We start from the raw sequence: 21,875 nt of genomic DNA on the forward strand, positions 1-21,875 counted from the left end.
GCGAAATTCCCAAGCGATGCCCCAGATGGCGATGCCAGCTTCAGTTCAGCCCGATAAGCTTGGCGCCCTGCCGGAACAGCGCCACGGCATCCGGCTCGAAGCGGAAGGTGCCGATGAAATCGTCGGCGCAATAGTCCGGCCTTGTCTTGCGAATGGCGGCGGCGAAGCCGCGCGCCTCGTCGAGCCGTCCGGCCAGCGCCAGGCAGTGTGCGGCGATCGCCAGTATGATGGCGTGGGCGTTGGGCCGCGCCGCCGCCTTCAGCGCCCATTCGGCCGCTTCCTCGAACTGGCCGAGCCGGACATGCGCCATGGCGCGTGCGCCCAGCATGCCGAACAGCAGCGGGTCGAACGGGCTGAGATGGCGCGAATGATCGGAAGAGCCTATCGCCGCTCGCGGGTCGCCCGACTGCGAATGCACGAAGGACAGCGCGTAGTGGCCGAGCGCGAAGTTGGGGCTGAGATCGACAGCCCGTTCCAGTTCGAGCAGCGAACCGTCCTGCTCGCCGCGCAGCCACAGCGCCCGGCCCATTGCCCAATGCGCGGCCGGATTGTGGTCGTCGACCAGCAGGCTGTGTCCGGCGCTCTCGAAGGCCAGCGCGCTTTCGCGGTCGCGGTCGCCCCAGCGCTGGAAGGCGTTCTGCCAGTGGGTGAAGGACAGGCCGGCATAGGCGCGCGCAAAGGTCGGGTCGAGCTGCAAGGCCTGGGCAAAGAAATGCCGCGCCTGCTCGTTTTCGGCCTGGGTGAAGCGGTACATGTGCCAGAGGCCGCGATGATAGGCCTCCCAGGCGTTGAGCGAGCAGGGCGCCTTCAGCATGGCGCGGTTGCGCTCGACCGTTTCGATCTCGGCCGAGATCGAGGAGACGATGCTGTTGCCGATGTCGTCAAGCACGGAAAAGATGTCATCGGGCCTGCGCTCGAAGGTCTCGGCCCAGACGATCCTGGCGCTGCGCACCTCGATCAGTTCGACGCTGACGATGAGGCGGCCGGACGGGCTGCGCACCGTGCCGGTGGCGACATAGTCGACATTCAGCCGGCGGCCGGCATCCTCGGGCGCGATGTTCTGCTCTGCCAGCGCAAACACCGATCCGCGCGCGATGACGAAGAAGTCCCTGAGCTTGGCCAGGCGGGTGATGATGTCGTGGGTGAAACCGTCGGCCAATCCGCCGCGTGCGCCGCCGACCTCCTCGACAAACGGCATCACCGCCAGCGAAGCATGGCTGGGCTCGACCGGGCCGGGTGCGGTCGGCGTGGCCACCAATGGCGATAGTGTGGACAGGCAGGCCGTCCGAAGCGAGATGCCCGACTGTCGGTCACGGATCGCCCGCCAGGCCGCGCGAAGCGGTGCGAAATCCAGTTCTTCCGATTTGAACAACTGTTCTGCCGCCGCCAGATGCTCTTCAGCCGCGCCGATCTCGCCGCGTCCGGCCAGACCTGCCAAAAGTGCCGCATGTGCACGCCGGTCGAACGGCGCCAGTTCCACCCATGTGTCGAGATGGGCGATTGCCTCGTCGCTGTCTGCCGCCAGGCTGCCGACGAGTTGCTCCAGCACGGCGACGTGGCACGAGTGGAAGCGGCGGCGCTGCGCGGTCAGCCAGCTGTTGAAATGCGGGCTGCGCTCGAGCTCCAGCCCGTCGAGGAAATCGCCGGCAAACAGTTTGGCCAGCGTCCGCAAGCGCTCGACATCAAGGCTGCCGAGCCCTTGCGTGGCGGCGCGGCTCACCTCCAGCGCATCGACCAGGCAATCGCTCAGATCGAGTGCGACCGTGTCCCCCTGTGTCGCAACCCGGTGTCGGCCCACCGCGTCGAGCGCGCTCCGCAGCTTGCTCAGGCACCAGCGCAGTTCGCCCCTTGGGTCGTTCGGCACATCCCACAACAACTCGCACAGGCGACTGCGGCCGACCGGATGCGGCGCCAGCGCCAGATAGGCGAGCAGCGCGCGCAGCTTGCGTGACGCGGGGAGGGCTACCGGAGCGCCGTCGTGGGAGATCATCAGCGGCCCGAGCAGGCGCACCGACAGGTCCGGCATGTCGCCGTCCAGCCTCGATCGGTTGGATTCCACGTGCGTTTCCACGCCTGCTCCCACGCTGGCCTGTCGGCCTCTCCTGTATCACCAAACACGACACGGCGCATCCGGCAGCGGATTTCAGCGCCGGATACAGCCATTGCCGCTGTGCGGCATGTCAGTCCTAGCGCGGCAAGGTCACCAAACCTCGCCGCCCAACCCGCTGGCTTGTAACCGGCCCGTGAAGACAAAACACGATGACAATCAGGGAGACCAAGATGTTGCAGCAGCAGAAGATCAGAACCACGGCCGGGCGCGGCCGCCTGTTCGACAGCATTCTCGACACCGTCGGCGACACGCCGGTGGTTCGCATCAACAATCTCGGACCGTCCCACGCGACGATCTACGTCAAAGCCGAGTATTTCAATCCCGGCGCCTCGGTGAAGGACCGGCTGGCGCTCAACATCATCGAGGAGGGCGAGCGCAGCGGTGCGCTGAAGCCGGGCCAGACGGTGGTCGAGGCGACCAGCGGCAACACCGGCATCGGCCTCGCCATGGTCTGCGCGCAAAAGGGCTATCCGCTGGTCGTCACCATGGCCGACAGTTTTTCGGTCGAGCGCCGCAAGCTGATGCGCATGCTGGGCGCCAAGGTGGTGCTGACGCCGCGCGCCGAAAAAGGTTTCGGCATGTACAAGAAGGCGGTGGAACTGGCCGAGGCCAATGGCTGGTTCCTTGCCCGCCAGTTTGAAACAGCGGCCAACGCCGCCATCCACGAGGCAACGACGGCGCGCGAGATCGTCAATGATTTCGCCGGCTCGCGGCTCGATTGCTTCGTCACCGGCTATGGCACCGGCGGCACGGTGGTCGGCGTGGCGCGCGTGCTGCGCCGCGAGCGTCCGGAAACCCGCATCGTGCTCTCCGAGCCGGCCAACGCGCAGCTCATCGGCAGCGGCAAGGTGCAGCAGCGCGGCACCGATGGTGCCCCGGCCGCCAGCCATCCAGCCTTCGAGCCGCACCCGATCCAGGGCTGGACGCCGGATTTCATCCCCAACGTGCTGCAGGAGGCGATCGACACCAGCCTCTATGACGAGGTGATGCCGATCGCCGGACCCGAGGGCATCAAATGGGCCAGGGAATTGGCGCGGAAAGAGGGCATCTTCACCGGCATCTCCGGCGGCGCCACTTTCGCCGTGGCACGGCAGGTCGCGGAGAAGGCGCCGGCCGGGGCGGTGATCCTGTGCATGCTGCCCGACACCGGCGAGCGCTACATGTCGACGCCGCTGTTCGACGGCATCGAGGCCGAGATGGATGCCGAGGAGGCCGCCCTGTCGCGCTCGACGCCCGGCTGTCAGTTTCCCGCGGCTTGACGGGAGATCTGGTATGGACGCCGTGCAAGAAAACCTCGGCCTGGTGGCCGAGGAAACGCTCGATCCCCTGGACTGGGCCGATGTGCAGGCCCTGTCGCACCGGGTCATCGACGATGCGGTCGATTATCTCCGCGATGTGCGCGACCGCCCGGTCTGGCGGGAGATGCCGGCCGATGTGAGAAAGGCCTTCTCGGCGCCGCTGCCGCGCTCCCCGGCGCCGCTGGATGCTGTCTATGCCGAGGTGTCCCGCACGGTGATGTCCTATCCGATGGGCAATATCCATCCGCGCTTCTGGTCCTGGTATATGGGGTCGAGCAACTTCACCGGCGCGCTCGGCGATTTCCTGGCGGCTATACAGGGCTCGAACCTCGGCGGCGGCAACCACGCCGCCGGGCTGATGGACAGCCAGGTGGTGAACTGGTGCAAGGAGATGCTGGGCTTTCCAGCTTCTGCCGGCGGCACGCTGGTCAGCGGCGGCTCGATGGCCAACATCATAGGGCTGACCGTGGCGCGCAACGTCAAGGCCGGCATCGACGTGCGTGAGCACGGTGTCGCCGCCATCGAAAAGCCGCTGCGCTTCTACGGCTCGGAGCAGATACACTCGTGCCACCGCAAGGCGATGGAGGCACTCGGCCTCGGCAACCGGGCACTGCGCCGCATCCCGACCGATGCCGGGCTGCGCATCGATATCAATGCCTTGCGTGCGGCGATCACTGAGGACCGCGCGGCAGGGTTCAAGCCGGCCTGCGTCATCGGTACGGCCGGCACGGTCAACACCGGGGCGATCGACGATTTGCAGGCGCTAGCGAAGCTGGCACATGAGGAAAGCCTCTGGTTCCATGTCGACGGCTGCATCGGCGCGCTGATCGCGATTGCGCCTGAAAATGCCCATCGCGTCGCCGGCATCGAACGGGCGGATTCGGTCGCGCTCGATCCGCACAAATGGCTGCACGCGCCGTTCGAGGTCGGCTGCGCCCTGGTCAGGGATGCCGCCGCGCATCGGGGGACCTTCGCGGTGACGCCGGAATATCTGGAATCGACGCCGCGCGGCCTTGCTTCCGGCGAATGGCTGCACGACTACGGCCTGCAGACATCGCGCGGTTTTCGCGCGCTGAAGGTGTGGATGGCACTGAAGGAGCACGGTGTCGAGAAATTCGGCCGCCTGATCGACCAGAACATTGCTCAGGCCGTCTATCTTGCCGGCCTGATCGAGGCCGCGCCGCGGTTGCAGCTGGCGGCATCGCCGACCGTCAACATCGTCTGCTTCCGCTATCAGCCCGGTCTGACAGGCGAGGCTCTGAAGGCGCTCAACACGGAGATCATGCTGCGGCTGCAGGAACAGGGCATTGCGGCCCTTTCGGACACCACGGTGCATGGCGAGCACTGGTTGCGCGTGGCGATCACCAACCATCGCACACGGCGCGAGGATCTCGACCTTCTGGTGCATGAAACGGTGCGGCTGGGGCATGACATCGCAACGCAGGGTTCCGCGCCTTCCTAGTTACGGGCAGGCATGCGATTCTGCCGCGATGATTCGGGAGATCCAGGCCGTGACGCTGTTTCGTATGGTTGCACTGGCAGCGCTGGTCTTCACCGCCCCGGCGCAGGCCGCCGACATGGCCTTTTTCGTCAAGAACCTGCGCAAGGAATCTGTCGCGGTCGAGCTGTTCAGCCGCGACCGTGAGACGGTCTGGCCGGGCAATGACAAGGTGTTCCTGATCGAACCCGGGTCGCAGAAATCCGTGCCGCTGTCCTGCAATCAGGGCGAACATATCTGCTATGGCGCCTGGGTTGACGGCAATGACAGCCTCTCGGCCGGCGTCGGGCCGGACAATGACCAGCCCTGCGACACTTGCTGCTTCATCTGCGTGGAACACTCGACCGAGACGATCGATCTGGTGCCGTAGAGCGCGGAAGTTTCGTTGGACCCAAATTAAGTCGGGGATCGGCCCGTCCGGTCCACTTCCGCGGTTCAGCGCTGCATGCAATGGTCGCCCTGCGGCCGGGTGGGCCGCTTATTCGGGGGTTATCATGTTTCATGCCTATGCGCGCCGCATGCTGGCCGCGCTGTCCTTCGTCATGCTGGTTGCGTCGGCGGCGCAAGCCGACGATGTCACCTTCGCCATCAAGAACAGCCACCCGAACGCCATGCGCGTCGAGCTCTACAGCCAGGATCGCGACTATGTCTGGCCGGGCGAGGACAAGGACTATTTCCTCGACGACGGCGAGACCAAGCAGCTGCCGATATCCTGCAACGCGGGCGAAGCGATCTGCTACGGCGCCTGGGTCGATGGCGACGAGGGCACCTATTGGGGCGTCGGTCCCGGCAACACGGAAAAATGCGAGGATTGCTGCTACACCTGTAGCGGCGGCGAGACCGAGGAGATCGAGCTGGTCCCCTGACCGGTTTGCCAGCTTGACGGTCTTCGGGCCGGAGCCATAGCCTGTGCAAATACCCAGCGCGCGCCGCCTCGAACTGTTCAGACGCGACGTGCTTCAGGCAAAAGGAGCCCAGCTATGGCCGGCATGGTCGAAAGCGACAAGATCGACGTCGGGTTTTCCGGCAAGCGCTGCATCCATTCGCGCAACTGCGTGCTCGGCGATCCGCATGTCTTCGTGCCCAACGCGCCGGGCCAATGGATCCATCCCGAGGCGGCCAGCGTCGAGAAGATCGTTGCCATCGCCGAAAGCTGCCCCTCGGGCGCCATCACCTATGTCCGGAAGGATGGCGGGCCGCAGGAGCAATCGCCGGTGGTCAACACGGTGCGGCTGCGGGAAAACGGCCCGCTGGCGGTACACGCCGAGATCGTGCTCGACGGCGAGACTTCTTATCGTGCCACGCTTTGCCGCTGCGGCGCTTCGGAAAACAAGCCGTTTTGCGACGGCAGCCACAACAAGTCCGGTTTTGCCGCCACCGGCGAGCCGCCGCTGAAGGACACGCCGGCGCTCGAAGCGAGGAATGGTCCGCTGAAAGTGACGCCGACCACCAATGGCCCGCTCAAGCTTGAGGGCAATCTCGAGATCGTCACCGGAACAGGCCATACGGTCGACCGCACACAACGCACCTTCCTCTGCCGCTGCGGCCATTCCGCCAACAAGCCGTTCTGCGATGGCACGCACAAGAAGGTGGGGTTTGTGGGGTAGCTGTTTTGGCCGGCGGGACAGCACCCCCCTCTGTCCTGCCGGACATCTCCCCCGCAAGGGGGGAGATTGGCAGTTTCCGCCGGCGGCGCCCTTTTCGGCATTGAAGATTGGCGAAAGCGGGGATGACATCCGATCTCCCCCCTTGCGGGGGAGATGCCTGGCAGGGCAGAGGGGGGTGCTGTCCCGCCGACCTCGCTTGTTCACCACCACCAACCTACCTACCGTGGCCCAGCGCTCGCGGCTTTATCGTCCGTTCCGTATCGGCTAAGGGCAGGGACAAATAAATTGCCACCCGGACCGCCGCCAAAAAGATGACAGCCAAGACCAAGCCAAAGCCGCTGTTCCTCGGGATCGACACCGGCGGCACCTATACCGATGCCGTGTTGTGGTCTGAGACGGAAGGCCCGCAAGAGGGGCCGAACAAGGGCAAGGTGCTGGCCAAGGCTAAGGCGCTGACCACCAGGCATGATCTTGCCGTCGGCATTTCCGGCGCCGTCGACGCGGTGCTGCAGAAAGCCGGAACCGATCCGGCTGATATCAAGCTGGTGTCGATGTCGACGACGCTTGCCACCAACGCGCTCGTCGAGGGCCAGGGCGGCCGCGTCGCGCTGGTGATGATCGGCTTTTCCGAGGGCGACCTCGCCCGCGACGGGCTCAAGGCGGCGCTCGGCACCGATCCGGTGGTTTTTTGTCCGGGCGGCCACGACGTCCATGGCAATGCCGCCAAGCTCGATCTGTCCGGACTGGAAGCGGCGCTGCCGGAACTCGGTGCCTCGGTGTCCGGCTTTGCCGTCTGCGCCTACTTCGCCACCCGCAATCCGGCACATGAGATCGCCGCCCGCGAGTTGATCCGCGAGAAGACAGGCCTGCCGGTCACATCGAGCCACGAGCTGTCGGCCAAGCTCGGCGGCCCGCGCCGGGCGCTGACCACTTTGCTCAACGCCAGGCTGATCTCGATGATCGACCGGCTGGTGGCGGCGACCGAAGGCTTTCTCGAGGCGCGCAACATCGCGGCACCGCTGATGGTGGTGCGCGGAGATGGCGCGCTGGTTTCGGCCGCCTTTGCCCGCCAGCGGCCGATCGAGACCATCCTGTCCGGCCCGGCCGCCAGCCTGGTCGGCGCCCGCCACATGACCGGGCTCGACAACGCCATGGTGTCGGACATCGGCGGCACCACCACCGACGTCGCCGTGCTCGACGGCGGCCGCCCCAGGCTCGATCCGGAAGGCGCCACCGTCGGCGGCTTCCGCACCATGGTCGAGGCCGTCGCCATGCGCACCTTCGGCCTCGGCGGCGATTCCGAAGTGGCGCTGGAAGATGGCGCGCTCAACCCGAAGATCCTGCTCGGGCCGCGCCGCCTGGTGCCGTTGGCGCTGGCCGGCATGGCGCATGGCGCGGCGGTGACCTCAGAGCTGGAGCGTCAGCTGCGCGCCCCCAATCCCGGCCGTATGGACGGCCGCTTCGCGGTGCGCACCGGCGTGCCCGACCGGCTCGCCGCCGGCCTGACCGGCGCCGAAGCCAGGCTTTACGAGCTGATCGGCACTGTCCCGCTCGCCGTCGACAGGCTTTTGACCTCGAACGCCCAGAACGCGACGCTGCACCGGCTGGTGTCGCGCGGGCTGGTGCATGTCGCCGGCTTCACCCCGTCGGACGCCGCCCATGTGCTCGGCAAGCAGGCGAACTGGGATCCCATCGCCGCGCGCCTCGGTGCCGAACTGTTCGCCCGCAAGCGTGACGGCCGTGGCCAGTTCATCGCCGCTTCGCCGGAAGCGATTTCGGAACGGGTGCTGGTGACGCTGACGCGCTGGTCGGCGGAATATATCCTCGAGACCGCCTTTGCCGAGGATGGGCTCGATGGCGCGTCGACGGTGGCGCACGCCCTGGTGCAGCGCGCGGTCGACGCGCATCCCGGCATCGCCCGGCTGAGCGTGGCGCTCGACCGCCCGGTCATCGGCCTGGGCGCCTCGGCGCCGCTGCACTATGCCGGCTTGGCCGACCTGATCGGCAATGACTGCGTGGTGCCCAGGGATACCGATGTCGCCAACGCGCTCGGCGCCGTCGTCGGCCAGGTCAGGGTTTCGGCCGAGGCGCGGGTCAGCCAGCCCATGGAAGGGCTGTTTCGTCTCGCCTCGGGCGAGACCGTGCGCGATTTCCTCGACGAGGCGACGGCGATCGCGGCGGCCGAGGCCGATGTCCGCGCCATCGTCGCGGAGCGCGCCAGGGATGCCGGCACCGACAGCGCCGAGATCGACGTCGCCACCGAATTCCGGGTCTCGACCGTCGAAGCCCAGCGCATGTTCATCGAGGCGCATGTCGTGGCCGTGGCCTCGGGAAGGCCGCGCATTGCGGTTTGAGCGGGGCGGCGAAATACGCCACCTTCACCCTAAGCTGAATTGACCCGGCAAACCTGACATGCCAAAGGCCCGCAAAGCCTTTCATCTGGAGTAGCCTGATGACCGACCGCATCGAGATCGCCGGATTGCGGATTGCCCGCGAGCTGCATGAGTTCGTGGCCAGGGAAGCGCTGCCGGGCACGGAGATCGAAGCGGACGCCTTCTGGAACGGTTTTTCGGCCATCATCCATGATTTGGCGCCGAAGAACCGGGCGCTGCTGGCAGCGCGTGACGCCATCCAGGAACAGGTAGATGGCTGGTATCGCGATCACGGCGCGCCGGTCGACATGGAGGCCTACAAGGGCTTCCTGAAAGAGATCGGCTATATCGTTCTGGAGGGCCCGCCCTTCAGCGTGTCGACCGACAATGTCGACCCCGAAATCGCTGATGTTGCCGGACCGCAGCTGGTCGTGCCGGTGATGAATGCGCGCTATGCGCTCAACGCCGCCAATGCGCGCTGGGGTTCGCTCTACGATGCGCTCTACGGCACCGATGCCATCCCCGAAACGGATGGCGCCGAAAAGGGCAAAGCCTTCAATCCGGCGCGCGGCGCCAAGGTCGTTGCCTGGACGAAGACCTTCCTCGACGAGGCTGCCCCGCTCACCTCGGGCAAATGGGCCGGGGTCAACGGTCTGTCATTGGCGCAAGGCGCCCTGCGGCTAAGCGCCGGCGCCGGCTCGACGACGCTGGCCGACCCCAGGCAATTCGTCGGCTATCGTGGCGATGCCGCCAATCCCGATACCGTGCTGCTTGTGCGCAACGGCCTGCACATCGAGATCGTGATCGACCGCAACAACCAGATCGGCCGCACCGATCCGGCTGGCATCGCCGATGTCATCCTGGAATCGGCGCTGACCACCATCCAGGACTGCGAGGATTCGATCGCCGCGGTGGATGCTGAGGACAAGGTCGTCGTCTACCGCAATTGGCTCGGCCTGATGAAGGGTGATCTGGCGGAAGAGATCACCAAGGGCGGCAAGAGTTTTGTCCGCAAGCTCAATCCCGACCGCTCCTACACCGCGCCCGCCGGCGGCACGCTGACCGTGCCCGGCCGTTCGCTGATGCTGATCAGGAATGTCGGCCACCTCATGACCAACCCGGCGATCCTTGATCACGACGGCAACGAGGTTCCGGAAGGCATCTTGGATGCTGCGATGACGGCGCTGATCGCGCTGCACGATGTCGGGCCGAACGGCCGCCGCGCCAATTCCCGCGCCGGCTCGATGTATGTCGTGAAACCCAAGATGCACGGGCCCGACGAAGTCGCTTTCGCCGTCGAGATCTTCGACCGTGTCGAGGCCCTGCTCGGCATGGCCAGAAGTACCATCAAGATGGGCATCATGGACGAGGAGCGGCGCACCACCGTCAACCTCAAGGAGGCGATCCGCGCCGCAAAAGAGCGCGTCGTGTTCATCAACACCGGCTTCCTCGACCGCACCGGCGACGAGATCCACACCTCGATGGAAGCCGGCCCGATGATCCGCAAGGGCGACATGAAGCAGGCCGCCTGGATTTCCGCCTACGAGGCATGGAATGTCGACATCGGGCTGGAATGCGGTTTGGCCGGCCACGCCCAGATCGGCAAGGGCATGTGGGCGATGCCCGATCTGATGGCTGCGATGCTGGAACAGAAAATCGCCCATCCCAGGGCCGGCGCCAACACCGCCTGGGTGCCGTCGCCAACGGCGGCGACGCTGCATGCCACGCACTATCACAAGGTCGATGTCCATGCCGTGCAGGCCGCACTCAAGAACCGGCCCAAGGCAAAGCTCGACGACATCCTGTCGGTGCCGGTCGCGGTGCGGCCGAACTGGTCGCCTGAAGACATCCAGAAGGAACTCGACAACAACGCGCAGGGCATTCTTGGCTATGTCGTGCGCTGGATCGACCAAGGCGTCGGCTGCTCGAAAGTGCCTGACATCAACGATGTCGGCCTGATGGAAGACCGCGCCACGCTGCGTATTTCCTCACAGCACATCGCCAATTGGCTGCACCACGGCGTGTGCAGCGAGGACCAGGTGATGGCGACGATGAAGCGCATGGCTGACATCGTCGACCGCCAGAACGCGGGCGTCCCGCTTTACCAGCCGATGGCGGCCGACTTTGACAAGTCGATAGCCTTCCTCGCCGCCTGCGACCTGGTCTTCAAGGGCCGCGTCCAGCCCAACGGCTACACCGAGCCGGTGCTGCACGCGCGGCGGCTGGAACTGAAGGCGCAACTGAGCTGAAGAGCCCAGTCCCTGCCGTGAATGGAGCGGCAGGTCTTCGGCCTGGCTTCCTCCGGAGGTGAGGCGTCAGGAAGCTGTATGGTCCAGGAGCCGGATGGTGGGATCGCGACGGTGTTCGGAGTTGACCCTATCGACGCCTTCCACCGTAATCGCGATTGTCCCGTTTTCCACTCTTGCTATCCAGCCCTTCGCTTTCAGATACCAGAGATGAAATTCGAGATGCTCTCGCGGACAGCCTGACAAGCGTTCGAGCTCCACATCTCCGATCCCGGGATTGCTGACGTCGTGCCGGCGCTTCGCGTAAAGCAGCGACAGCAGCCTGGCCTGGATCACGACATCCCGCTCGACGCCCTTGGTGCTGCTGGCTTCCTCGGTCAGCTCGCGGCGAAGGCCGGCATGGTCCTTGTACGCGATGTCGTATTGAGCGCGTTTGACCGGATCCTTGAGCGTGTTGTGGGCTTCCACGATTTCACTGAAGCGGGCTTCATCGCCGGTTTCGCGATTGTCGGGATGATAGCGCATCGCAAAATAGCGAAATATGCGCTCCAGCGTTTCCGAATTGGCGTTCGGGCTAACTTCCAAAACTTCGTAGTAGTCAATGAACATAGCGGGCTCCCCGACCGGAACCATATTCGCATTGTCTAAATAAGGAATGTCCAATGCAGAGACCAAGACTTTGGTCCGGCGTCGATGACATCCACGCTTCTGGAAGAGGAAGAAAATGGCCGGCGCCCGCTCGGTGGGGCCGTTGGGTGGTGAGGACGCCGGCCAAGCGGACAATCAGGTCCGCCGCACCGTGGAGATGATCGATTCGCAGAGGCGGTGTTATGGCGTGATCGCGGAAGGCAATGTGGCGAGGTCGGCTTGTCGGGCGGCGAGTGACCTACGCCGCCTGCGCCATCCGCTCCGAGCTCATGCGGTAGGAGATCGCTTCGGCCAGATGGATTCGGCCGACGGTTTCGCTGGCGTCGAGATCGGCAAGCGTCCGTGCCACCTTCAGCACACGGTGATAGGCCCGCGCCGAAAAGGCGAGCTTTTCGCTGGCGTCCTTGAGCAGCGACAGGCCGGCGACGTCAGGCATGGCGATTTCCTCGATGATCGACGGTGAGCAATGCGCGTTGGTGGTGGCGCGGGTGGCGCCGAGCCGCTCGAAGCGTTCGCGCTGGATGGTGCGGGCGCGTGCCACGCGCATCGCCACATCGGCGCTTTTCTCCGCCCGGTCGGGCCGGATCAAGTCGCTGGCCGAGACCGCCGGCACTTCGATCCTGAGATCGATGCGATCGAGCAGCGGGCCCGAAATGCGCGCCTGATAGTCGGTGCGGCAACGCTCGCCGCGCAGGCAGCGATAGCCCGGCTCGCCGGCCATGCCGCAGCGGCACGGGTTCATCGCCGCCACCAGCTGGATACGCGCCGGATAGGTGACGCGATGGTTGGCCCGCGCGATCATGCAGTCGCCGGTCTCCAGCGGCTGGCGCAGCGCATCGAGCGTCTGCGGCGTGAACTCGGGAAACTCGTCGAGGAACAGCACGCCGTGATGGGCCAGCGACACCTCGCCCGGCCGCGCGCGGATGCCGCCGCCGACCATCGCCGCCATCGAGGCCGAGTGGTGCGGCGCGCGGAACGGCCGCCGGTCGGTCAGCTTGCCTTCGCCGAGTTCCCCCGCCACCGAGGCGATCATCGAGACTTCGAGCAATTCCTTCGGCGCCAGCGGCGGCAGGATCGACGGCAGCCGCTGCGCCAGCATCGATTTGCCCGATCCTGGCGGTCCGATCATAAGCAGATTATGACCACCGGCCGCCGCCACCTCCAGCGCCCGCTTGGCGGTCTCCTGGCCCTTGATGTCGGCGAGGTCGGGCAGATCCAGCGCCGCGGCGTGGATGCCGGCCTCGGGGCGCGACAGCACCTGCGTGCCACGAAAATGATTGGCGACGGCAATCAGGCTGCGCGGCGCCAGAATGTCGAAATCCTTTCCAGCCCAGGCCGCTTCCGGTCCGCAGGCGAACGGGCAGATCAGGCCCTTGCCCTCGGCATTGGCCGCGATCGCCGCCGGCAAGGCGCCGGCGACCGCGGCAATCGTGCCATCGAGCGACAATTCTCCAAGCACGACATAGCCGGCTAGCATGTCGCCCGGGATGGCGCCAAGGGCAGCCATCAGGCCAAGCGCGATCGGCAGGTCGTAGTGACTGCCTTCCTTCGGCAGGTCGGCCGGCGCCAGATTGACAGTCACCTTCTTCGACGGCATCGACAGGCCGGAAGCATGCAGTGCGGCCTGCACCCGCTCGCGGCTTTCGGCCACCGCCTTGTCGCCCAGGCCGACGATATGCATGTTGACCTTGCCGGGCGCGATCATCACCTGCACGTCGACCGGCACGGCCTCGATGCCTTGGAAAGCGACCGTGCGAACCCGCGCCACCATTTTTTGTACCCCCGGACAGTAGTTCGCCCATGCCCTGGCGATCAGGGTGTGAGCGAAGTCAAAGAAGACAACCACAGATTTCGGAGTTAAGCAAGAACATTACGAGAACATATAGCTTCACCACGGTGAGGAATTCTGCCGGCAAGGAGCGCCGTCCATAAGCTAGGCTTTGATCGGAAGCTTGAGCGCCCGCTCCGTCAAAGGCTCGCTGGCATCAAAGATGACATACCCGAGCATAGATGGCTAGAATTTGTCGAACAGGCGCTCCACCTTGCGGGCGAACATTTCCCTCTGGTCATCAGAGATGTTTTCGACGGAATATCTCGTCAGGTAGAGGTGCCTCACGTTGCGGCCGCACATAGTCTTGAGACCGCGCAGCAGCACCTTCCTTCCCGGGTTTTGCATGTACAGTTCAGTATACCACCACGGCGACCCGCATGTGGTAACAACGCCCATCCGCCGGATGTTCAATAGCGCCGGCTTGATCACGCCACCGTCTGCCGGCAACTCGTAAGCCACCCCCGGTCGCCAAACTCGATCAAAATAACCCTTCAAGATTGCGGGCATGCCTGACCACCATGTCGGAAAGCAGAAAACGCATGCCTCCGCCCATCTCAACGCGTCGATGTAAACCTGCAAGTCGCTGGGTGCCTGGGCAGGGTCAAAGTGGCCATGTCTTTCTTCGGCATGCATCACAGGATCGAACTTCATCTGATGGAGATCGAAATCAACGACCTCGTCACCCCTGGCTTTGAGGGTCTGAACGACCCGTTTGTGGAGCGCCGCCTGGTAACTGTCGGCTAGTGGATGCGCGTAGACGACATTGATTTTCATGGCGCGGGCCTTCAGGCTTCGAACTACACGCACATATTAGCCGTCGCGCAACCAAGTGGAAACAGCAAGGTCAGTGGCGGGGAGGGAAAGCCCATCGCCGGTGTCGATCAGTAGCGGGCTTATGCAATCGCCCGATCAAATGGAACATTACAAGAATATGCAGCCGCGCCGGTCGCGGCTGGGTTGTGGCCGGTTGCAGAAACCGGAACATGGTTAAGACAAAGTGAAAACGGTTACGTCCGCCGCTTGTCCTCGACCGCGTCCCAGAACAGGCTGGCGATGTCGGCGCCGCCGAAACGCTTGACCTCACGCACGCCGGTCGGCGAGGTCACGTTGATCTCGGTCATGTAGTCGCCGATGACGTCGATGCCGACGAGGATGAAGCCGCGCTCTTTCAGCGACGGCCCGATGCGGGCGCAGATCTCGCGTTCGCGCTCCGTCAGTTCGGTCTTTTCGGCGCGGCCGCCGACATGCATGTTGGAGCGGGAATCGTGTTCGGCCGGCACCCGGTTGATGGCGCCGACCGGCTCGCCGTCGATCAGGATGATGCGCTTGTCGCCCTTGCGCACGTCCTTGAGATAGCGCTGCACGATATAGGGTTCGCGGAACATCTGGCCGAACATTTCCAGCAGCGAGGCAAGGTTGCGGTCGGCCTCCAGCATGTGGAAGATACCGGCGCCGCCATTGCCGTACAGCGGCTTGATGATGATGTCGCCGAACTCCTTGCGGAAGGCGGCAACTTCGAGTGGATCCTTGGTGATCAGCGTGTCCGGCATCAGGTCGGCAAATTCGGTGACGAAGATCTTTTCGGGGCTGTTGCGCACCCAGGCCGGGTCGTTGACCACGAGCGTTTTCGGATGGATGCGCTCCAGGATGTGCGTGGTGGTGATGTAGTTCATGTCGAAGGGTGGATCCTGGCGCAGCAGCACGACATCCATCTCCGACAGATCGGTGCGCACCTTCTCGCCCAGCGAATAGTGGCTGCCCTTCTCGTCGCGCACCTGCATTTCCTCGATGCGGGCAAACACCTTGCCGTCGCGCAACGACAGCCGATCCGGCGTGTAGTGGAACAGCTCATGGCCACGCCGCTGCGCTTCCAGCGACAGCGCGAATGAGGTGTCGCCGGCGATCGACACGGTGGAGATGTGGTCCATCTGGACGGCGATTTTCAGCTTCATGGCGGGTCTCCGGCGGCTCGGATGGACGACTGTCTTGCCTGTACAGGCTCACTGCCCGTCTGCCAATCGCGACATTCCTAGGATTGGCATCCGACACCCGAATGCGCTGCTTTCATCGATCCTTCGAAACAGTCGCGGTTGCCCGTGGAAAATCGATCTCGCGATACGTTTCCTAAAGGGTTTGCTGCCAGTCTGAAAATAAATTCCGACGTCACAAAACAGGGACACCGATGCAAACTTCGTTTGGCACCGGTCAGGCAAACAGGGAGAGCACGGATCTGGCATTCACCGATCCGTTGACCGGGCTTGGCAACCATCGCCGCTTCTTCGACAAGGTCGATCGGCTGATCGCCGATCGTGCCGACGATCCCGCGCCCTTTACCGTCGGCATTCTCGACCTCGACGGCTTCAAGCCGATCAACGATCTGTTCGGCCACAAGGCCGGCGACGACATCCTGATCCAGGTCGCGATGCGGCTGCGCGCCTCGATGGACGGCCATTCCACGGTCTGCCGCATCGGCGCCGACGAATTCGCCTTTCTCTATCCCCTGGTGTTCAGCGAGGATGCAGCGGCCGAAAAGTCCCGCATGCTGATCGAGATCCTGTCGGCGCCCTATGATGTCGGCGAACGCACCGCCAGGCTTTCGGCCTCGGTCGGCTGCTCGCTGTTCTATTCGGGCGACGAGACCACCGAGATCCTCATCAACAAGGCCGAGACGGCGCTCTATCACGCCAAGCGTTCCGGCCGTGGCCGCGTCGTCGTCTACACCCGTGAGATGGAAGAAGCGGCCAAGCGCGTCACCCGCATCGAACAGGCGCTGCGCCGGGCTGTCTCGGCCGGCGAGGTGGAGCCGCATTTCCAGCCCATCGTCGACCTCAACACGCGCCGCACCATCGGCTTCGAGACGCTGGCGCGCTGGACGGATCGCGACCTGGGTTCCGTGCCGCCGACCGTCTTCATTCCCATCGCCGAGGAGCGTGGCATCATCGGCCCGTTGTCGCAGCTGGTGCTGCGCAAGGCGACCGAGGCCGCCAGAAGCTGGCCGAAGGATCTGTTCCTGTCCTTCAACCTGTCGCCATCGCAGCTCGTCGACCAGAACACCGGCCTGCACATACTGGCGATCCTCGATCGCACCGGCTTCGATCCGCGCCGGCTGGAGATCGAGATCACCGAGACCGGCCTGATGAACGACCCGGCCTCTGCCGCGCAGATCGTCGAGGATCTGCGCCGCGTCGGCATCCGCGTCTCGCTCGACGATTTCGGCACCGGCCAGTCCTCGCTCGGCCGTCTGCGCGAATTCCATTTCGACAAGCTCAAGATCGATCGCGCCTTCGTCTCCTCCATTCTCGACGACCGTCCCTCGGAGCACATCATCCGCGCCATTCTCGCAATGTGCGAGGGGCTCGGCATGGACGTCGTCGCCGAAGGCATTGAGCAGGAAGCGCAGGCCGACCGCCTCGTCCAGTTCGGCTGTGCCGGCGGGCAAGGCTATCTGTTCGGCAAGCCCGTCGATGCCGACGCCACGCTCGGCTATCTCCGTGATTCCTTCCGCGGCGCCCTGCGCGCCAAGGCGATCTGACCGGCGATCCCCGCGATCCGCAATCCCGACGGTGCCGCCATGCGCATCCGGTGCGGCGCATTGTCGTTTTGTCTGACATAAGCCCAGAAATCCGATCTTTCGCCCTTGCCCACGCGCCTTGCGTGGCTAGGATGCGCGCCGATCACGCTACAGCGCCGCGCGTCCTTTCGGACGCGCAAAGGACGCTGTAGCAATTTACATCTTGCGCATGATCCCTTTCCGAAAATCGATCCGATTTTCGGGGTCATGCGCTGGGAGACAGGAACGATGATGCCATCGGCGCATTTTGCCGACCTCGAAGGAGCCTCGGTGCTGATCACCGGCGGCGGTTCCGGAATTGGTGCTGCCCTGACCGAGGGGTTTGTGCGCCAGGGCGCCAATGTCGCCTTCATCGACATCGCCGACGGCCCAAGCACGGCTCTTGCCGACCGCATCGAGAAAGCGTTCGGCAAGCGGCCGCTCTATCTCAAGACCGACCTACGCGACGTCGAGGCCCTGCGGGCGTCCGCCGCGAAGGCCGCCGAGGCGCATGGCGATGTCACCGTGCTGGTCAACAATGCGGCCTGGGATGAACGCCACGCCGTCGAGGACGTGACGGTCGAGTTCTGGGACAACAACCAGGCCATTAATCTCAGGCCGCATTTCTTCACCGCGCAAGCGGTGGCACCGGGCATGAAGCGGGCGGGCGGCGGCTCGATCATCAACTTCACCTCGACATCCTATCTGATCAACCACCCCGACATGCCGTCCTACACGGCCGCCAAGGCCGGTATCCTCGGTCTGACCAAGGGGCTGGCCGGCAAGCTCGGTGTCGACGGCATCCGCGTCAACGCCATTGCGCCCGGCTGGGTGATCACCGAGCGGCAGAAGGAGCTCTGGGTGACCGAACAGGGGCTTGCCGCCCATGTTGCCAAGCAGTGCATCAAACAGGTGATGCAGCCCGACGACATTGTCGGCACCGTGCTGTTCCTGGCCTCGGACGCCTCGCGCATGCTGACAGCGCAGATGCTGGTCGTCGATGGAGGTTTCCTGTGAACCCAGCCGGCAACGCACCGGCGGTCGCCGCCGTCGACTGGGGCACGACCCGCATGCGGGTCTGGCTGATAGACGGGCAAGGCAAGGTGCTTGCCGAACGCCGTGGCGACGATGGCCTGATCACGGCGCAGCAGAAGGGCTTTTCGACCATCCTCGAAGGGCATCTGGCGGCGATGGGAGCACCAGCGGCGCTGCCCGTCATCATCTGCGGTATGGCCGGATCCCGCCAGGGCTGGCTCGAAGCACCCTATGTCACCGTGCCGGCGCCGCTTAGCGCCATCCTTGCGGGTGCCGCCAGCGTGCCCGGCCAGAGCCGCGACATCCGCATCGTTCCGGGCCTTGCCCAGCGACTGGCCGATGCGCCCGACGTCATGCGCGGCGAGGAAACCCAGCTTGCCGGCGCCGGGCTGCCGGCCAAGGGACGTCAGCTGGTCTGCATGCCCGGCACCCATTCGAAATGGGTGCTGGTCGAGGACGGTACTGTCACCGGCTTCGGCACCTGGCCGACCGGCGAGCTGTTTTCGGTGCTTGCCTCGCATTCGATCCTGCGCCATTCGCTCGGCGAACATCCAAAGCCCGTCACATCGGACAATCCGTTCTTCCGCCGCTGGTGCGAAACCGCATTGAGCGATGGCGGCGATGTCACCTCGCGGCTGTTTTCCATCCGCGCCGCCGGCCTGCTGCAGGATTTGAAAGCCGACGATGCCGCCGCCTGCCTGTCCGGCCTTCTGATCGGCGGCGAGATCGCCTCTGCCGGCCGCCGGCACGGCGCCGGTGCCGAACCCGTGGTGCTGGTCGCCTCCGGCGCGCTGGGAACGCTGTACGGCGAGGCACTCGGCCTTGCCGGACTTGAGGTCCGGGCCGTCGACGCGGACGAGGCGGTGCGTGCAGGTCTCGTCGAGGCGGCGCGCGAGAACGGCATGATCGCCAGAATTGGAGCAGCTCGATGAGCCAGACCGCACCGTTTCCAAAACTCAAGCGCGGCCTGGTTGCCATCCTTCGCGGGCTCAAGCCCACCGAGGCGATGGCCATGGGCCAGGCACTGTTCGACGCCGGCATCGAGGCGATCGAAGTGCCGCTGAACTCACCGCAACCGTTCTCGTCGATCGCCCGCATCGTCCAAGTGCTGCCTAAAACGGCACTGGTCGGCGCCGGCACGGTGCTGATGCCAGCCGATGTCGATGGCTTGCACCAGGCCGGAGGGCGGCTGCTGGTAAGTCCCAACATCGATGCCGAGGTGATGGCGCGCGCCATGCATTACGGCATGGTGACGATGCCCGGAGTGTTCACGCCGACCGAAGCCTTCCTGGCGATCAAGCTTGGCGCCTCGGCGCTGAAATTCTTCCCGGCGAGCGTGCTGGGTGCCGGCGGCATTTCCGCGATGCGCGCCGTGTTGCCGGCGCAGACATTGGTCGGCGCCGTCGGCGGCGTCTCCGAAAAAGATTTTGCCGGCTACAAGGCGGCCGGCGTGACCGCCTTTGGTCTGGGCTCCAGCCTGTTCAAGCCTGGCATGAGCGTCGACGAGGTGGCCGCGCGTGCGCAAGCTGCCGTCGCGGCCTGGGATGCGGTGTTCGGAGAAGCAGGATGAGCGAAGCCATCGTTTCGGTTTTTTCCGATCACGTCTGCCAGCTCGGCGAGGGGCCGAGCTACGATCCCGCCACCGATACGCTCTACTGGTTCGACATCGTCAACGGTCAGCTTCTGCAAAAGCAGCTGTCCGGCGGCGCGACCACCGTCCATGAGCTTGGCCAAATGGCGAGCGCCATCGCAATCATCGACGACAAGCGCCAGCTTATCGCCGCCGAAACCGGCCTTTATGTCCGCGATGTCGCGACCGGCAAACTGACGCTGCACACGCCTGTCGAGGCCGACAATCCGGTCACGCGCTCCAACGATTCCCGGGTCCACCCCTGCGGCGCCTTGTGGATGGGCACCATGGGCAAGGGCGAGGAAAAGGGTGCGGGTTCGATCTACTGGTTTTTCAGAGGCGAACTGCGCCGGCTGTTTTCGGACATCACCGTCTCCAATTCGATCTGTTTTACCGAGGATGGCGCAATCGCCTACTACACCGACACCTCGACCGGGCTGCTGATGCGCGTCGCCTGCGACCCGGCGACCGGCCTGCCTGCCGGTGAGCCAAAGCTGTTCGTCGATCACCGCTCGGCCAAGGGCTATGTCGACGGATCCGTGCTCGACCGCGACGGCATCCTGTGGAATGCCGTCTGGGGCGGCAGCGTCATCGAAGCCTATGGGCCCGACGGCAAGCTCGTCCGCACGGTCGCCATGCCGGTGACGCAGCCGTCCTGCCCGGCCTTTGTCGGCGCCAAGGCCGATCGGCTGGCGGTCACCTCCGCCTGGTCGGGCAAGGATGAGAAGCAGCGTCTGCTGGATCTGCAGGGCGGCATGACCTTTCTGCTCGATATTCCCGTCAACGGCCGCTTCGAGCCGCGCGTGCTGATCGCCTGAGCGAACTGGATTCTGCGGTCGGACGGTGCGTTGTCACGCAACCGCCCGCGCCGTGTCGGTTTCGCGAGAGCCTGACGCCTTGACCATGCGATGGTAGGCAATCCTACTGCCGGAATCGTTCATCTCATGTCGAGCCGCAAGCCAAGACTGATCCTCGTCCATGAGCCGGAGAAGGCTTGTTTCGACCGTCTGGTCGCCGACGGTCATGCGCCGCAGCGTGCCGGCGAAATCGCGTCCTATCTAGGGCAGTCGACCGACCTCGCCCCCGAATTCGACATGCTTGGCCGCGCCTGCCGGGCACGCGGCCTGTCTTTCGCGCCGGTGGCGCTGGACGATGCCGCAAGCGTCCTCGCCGGCGAGCATCCCAGCACAACGCTGGTCTGGACGCTGACCGACGGCATCGCCTATTTCCGCGGCGGCGCGGCGCCCGCTCTGGCGCGATTGGGCGGTTTCAAGACGATCGGCGCAGATGATGCGCTGTTCGCGCTCTGTCAGGACAAGTTCCGCTCCGGAGCCGTGCTCGGCGCACTCGGCATGCCGGTGCCGCAGGCCGGGCTCGCGCGCGACGGCCAATGGCTGGCCGAGCCGCCGGCCTCGCCCGCCGGCTGGTTCGTCAAGCCCAACCGGCTCGGCGCCAAGATCGGTATTTGGCCGGACTCGCGTGTGGCCGACCTCGGCCATGCGCTGGAGCTTAGCCGGCGCGTCTTTTCGGCCTATCGCGACGATGTCGTCGTCCAGCCCTATGTCGCCGGCCGCAACGTGCGCGCCAGTTTCCTCGGCCTGGTGCCAGGTGCCGGGGTCGAAGCGCTTGGCGTGGCCTTTGTCGATTCAGGCGCCGATTTCCAGACCATGGCCGACAGCCTGGCGCTCTATGGCGACACCGGCGAGGCAGCGAAAGCGGCGGGACATTACGCCGAGCCGGAACTCGTCGCGGTTGCCGACAGCCAGCCGGCCGCCGACGCCACGATACGTGCGATCGCCGGGCGGCTGATGAGCGGGCTCGGCCTGCGCGACGTGTTTTCGATCGATCTCAGGGTAGAGGCCGACAATACCGTCCACCTCATCGAGTTCGAGGTCTGCCCCGGCCTGCCCTGCTTCGATTTTCGCGCCTATTGCCGCCAGCAATGGGGCCTCGAGCTGGCCGACGCCATGGCCGAGACAGCGGCGAGCCGGCTGATCGGCCAAGAGCATCGCGCCTGAAGGCGCGACGGCAGATCGCGGGCCGACCGGCG

Annotated in this window: 18 protein-coding genes; 13 read left to right on the top strand and 5 right to left on the bottom strand. The window is 65.1% G+C overall.

Annotated elements, in window-relative coordinates:
• Positions 1-40 precede the first annotated feature (40 nt).
• Entirely contained in the window at positions 41-2,026 is a 1,986-nt protein-coding gene (locus NKJ00_RS04335) for a BTAD domain-containing putative transcriptional regulator (protein WP_352629070.1), read from the bottom strand.
• A gap of 254 nt (positions 2,027-2,280) precedes the next feature.
• On the opposite strand from NKJ00_RS04335, the gene cysK reads away from it, so the two are divergent.
• The 7 genes from cysK (at position 2,281) to NKJ00_RS04370 (ending at position 11,134) form a co-directional block, all read left to right on the top strand.
• Complete coding sequence (gene cysK / locus NKJ00_RS04340; protein ID WP_352628898.1) at positions 2,281-3,369, top strand: cysteine synthase A; 1,089 nt, start codon at positions 2,281-2,283, stop codon at positions 3,367-3,369.
• Positions 3,370-3,382: 13 nt separating this feature from the next.
• Positions 3,383-4,870, top strand: a complete 1,488-nt coding sequence (locus tag NKJ00_RS04345; protein WP_352628900.1) for a pyridoxal phosphate-dependent decarboxylase family protein — start codon at positions 3,383-3,385, stop codon at positions 4,868-4,870.
• Positions 4,871-4,919: 49 nt separating this feature from the next.
• Positions 4,920-5,276: a hypothetical protein gene (locus tag NKJ00_RS04350; protein ID WP_352628902.1), complete on the top strand. Its 357-nt coding sequence runs from the start codon at positions 4,920-4,922 to the stop codon at positions 5,274-5,276.
• Between the two features lie 124 nt (positions 5,277-5,400).
• Positions 5,401-5,772, top strand: coding sequence for a hypothetical protein (locus tag NKJ00_RS04355; RefSeq protein WP_352442630.1), 372 nt, complete (start codon positions 5,401-5,403; stop codon positions 5,770-5,772).
• A 114-nt stretch (positions 5,773-5,886) separates the two neighbouring features.
• Positions 5,887-6,513, top strand: a complete 627-nt coding sequence (locus NKJ00_RS04360) for a CDGSH iron-sulfur domain-containing protein (RefSeq protein ID WP_352628904.1) — start codon at positions 5,887-5,889, stop codon at positions 6,511-6,513.
• 311 nt (positions 6,514-6,824) lie between these two features.
• On the top strand, positions 6,825-8,867 hold the full coding sequence (locus NKJ00_RS04365) for a hydantoinase/oxoprolinase N-terminal domain-containing protein (RefSeq protein WP_352628906.1): 2,043 nt from the start codon (positions 6,825-6,827) through the stop codon (positions 8,865-8,867).
• A gap of 98 nt (positions 8,868-8,965) precedes the next feature.
• The gene (locus tag NKJ00_RS04370) at positions 8,966-11,134 is read left to right on the top strand and encodes a malate synthase G (protein WP_352628908.1); all 2,169 of its coding nucleotides are present in this window, start codon (positions 8,966-8,968) and stop codon (positions 11,132-11,134) included.
• Between the two features lie 66 nt (positions 11,135-11,200).
• Here NKJ00_RS04370 and NKJ00_RS04375 read toward each other — a convergent pair whose 3' ends face one another.
• From NKJ00_RS04375 to gshB, 4 genes are all read right to left on the bottom strand, one after another.
• Positions 11,201-11,740, bottom strand: a complete 540-nt coding sequence (locus tag NKJ00_RS04375) for a DnaJ domain-containing protein (RefSeq protein WP_127296986.1) — start codon at positions 11,738-11,740, stop codon at positions 11,201-11,203.
• 277 nt (positions 11,741-12,017) lie between these two features.
• The gene (locus NKJ00_RS04380) at positions 12,018-13,550 is read right to left on the bottom strand and encodes a YifB family Mg chelatase-like AAA ATPase (RefSeq protein WP_352628910.1); all 1,533 of its coding nucleotides are present in this window, start codon (positions 13,548-13,550) and stop codon (positions 12,018-12,020) included.
• A 243-nt stretch (positions 13,551-13,793) separates the two neighbouring features.
• Complete coding sequence (locus tag NKJ00_RS04385) at positions 13,794-14,384, bottom strand: NAD(P)H-dependent oxidoreductase (protein WP_128305158.1); 591 nt, start codon at positions 14,382-14,384, stop codon at positions 13,794-13,796.
• A 233-nt stretch (positions 14,385-14,617) separates the two neighbouring features.
• Positions 14,618-15,562, bottom strand: a complete 945-nt coding sequence (gene gshB, locus NKJ00_RS04390; RefSeq protein WP_352442625.1) for a glutathione synthase — start codon at positions 15,560-15,562, stop codon at positions 14,618-14,620.
• Between the two features lie 230 nt (positions 15,563-15,792).
• On the opposite strand from gshB, the gene NKJ00_RS04395 reads away from it, so the two are divergent.
• The 6 genes from NKJ00_RS04395 (at position 15,793) to NKJ00_RS04420 (ending at position 21,843) form a co-directional block, all read left to right on the top strand.
• Positions 15,793-17,142 carry a putative bifunctional diguanylate cyclase/phosphodiesterase gene (locus tag NKJ00_RS04395; RefSeq protein WP_023814197.1) on the top strand — a complete coding sequence of 450 codons (1,350 nt, stop codon included), beginning with the start codon at positions 15,793-15,795 and terminating at the stop codon, positions 17,140-17,142.
• Between the two features lie 267 nt (positions 17,143-17,409).
• On the top strand, positions 17,410-18,177 hold the full coding sequence (locus NKJ00_RS04400) for an SDR family NAD(P)-dependent oxidoreductase (protein WP_023814196.1): 768 nt from the start codon (positions 17,410-17,412) through the stop codon (positions 18,175-18,177).
• Positions 18,174-19,127, top strand: coding sequence for a 2-dehydro-3-deoxygalactonokinase (locus tag NKJ00_RS04405; RefSeq protein WP_023814195.1), 954 nt, complete (start codon positions 18,174-18,176; stop codon positions 19,125-19,127). The genes NKJ00_RS04400 and NKJ00_RS04405 overlap by 4 nt, the downstream gene beginning before the upstream one ends.
• On the top strand, positions 19,124-19,765 hold the full coding sequence (locus tag NKJ00_RS04410) for a 2-dehydro-3-deoxy-6-phosphogalactonate aldolase (protein WP_023814194.1): 642 nt from the start codon (positions 19,124-19,126) through the stop codon (positions 19,763-19,765). The genes NKJ00_RS04405 and NKJ00_RS04410 overlap by 4 nt, the downstream gene beginning before the upstream one ends.
• Complete coding sequence (locus NKJ00_RS04415) at positions 19,762-20,643, top strand: SMP-30/gluconolactonase/LRE family protein (protein ID WP_023814193.1); 882 nt, start codon at positions 19,762-19,764, stop codon at positions 20,641-20,643. The genes NKJ00_RS04410 and NKJ00_RS04415 overlap by 4 nt, the downstream gene beginning before the upstream one ends.
• A gap of 126 nt (positions 20,644-20,769) precedes the next feature.
• The gene (locus NKJ00_RS04420) at positions 20,770-21,843 is read left to right on the top strand and encodes a D-alanine--D-alanine ligase family protein (protein ID WP_023814192.1); all 1,074 of its coding nucleotides are present in this window, start codon (positions 20,770-20,772) and stop codon (positions 21,841-21,843) included.
• Positions 21,844-21,875 lie beyond the last annotated feature (32 nt).

It is taken from the genome of Mesorhizobium sp. M0227, from assembly GCF_040321855.1.
Classification (GTDB): domain Bacteria; phylum Pseudomonadota; class Alphaproteobacteria; order Rhizobiales; family Rhizobiaceae; genus Mesorhizobium.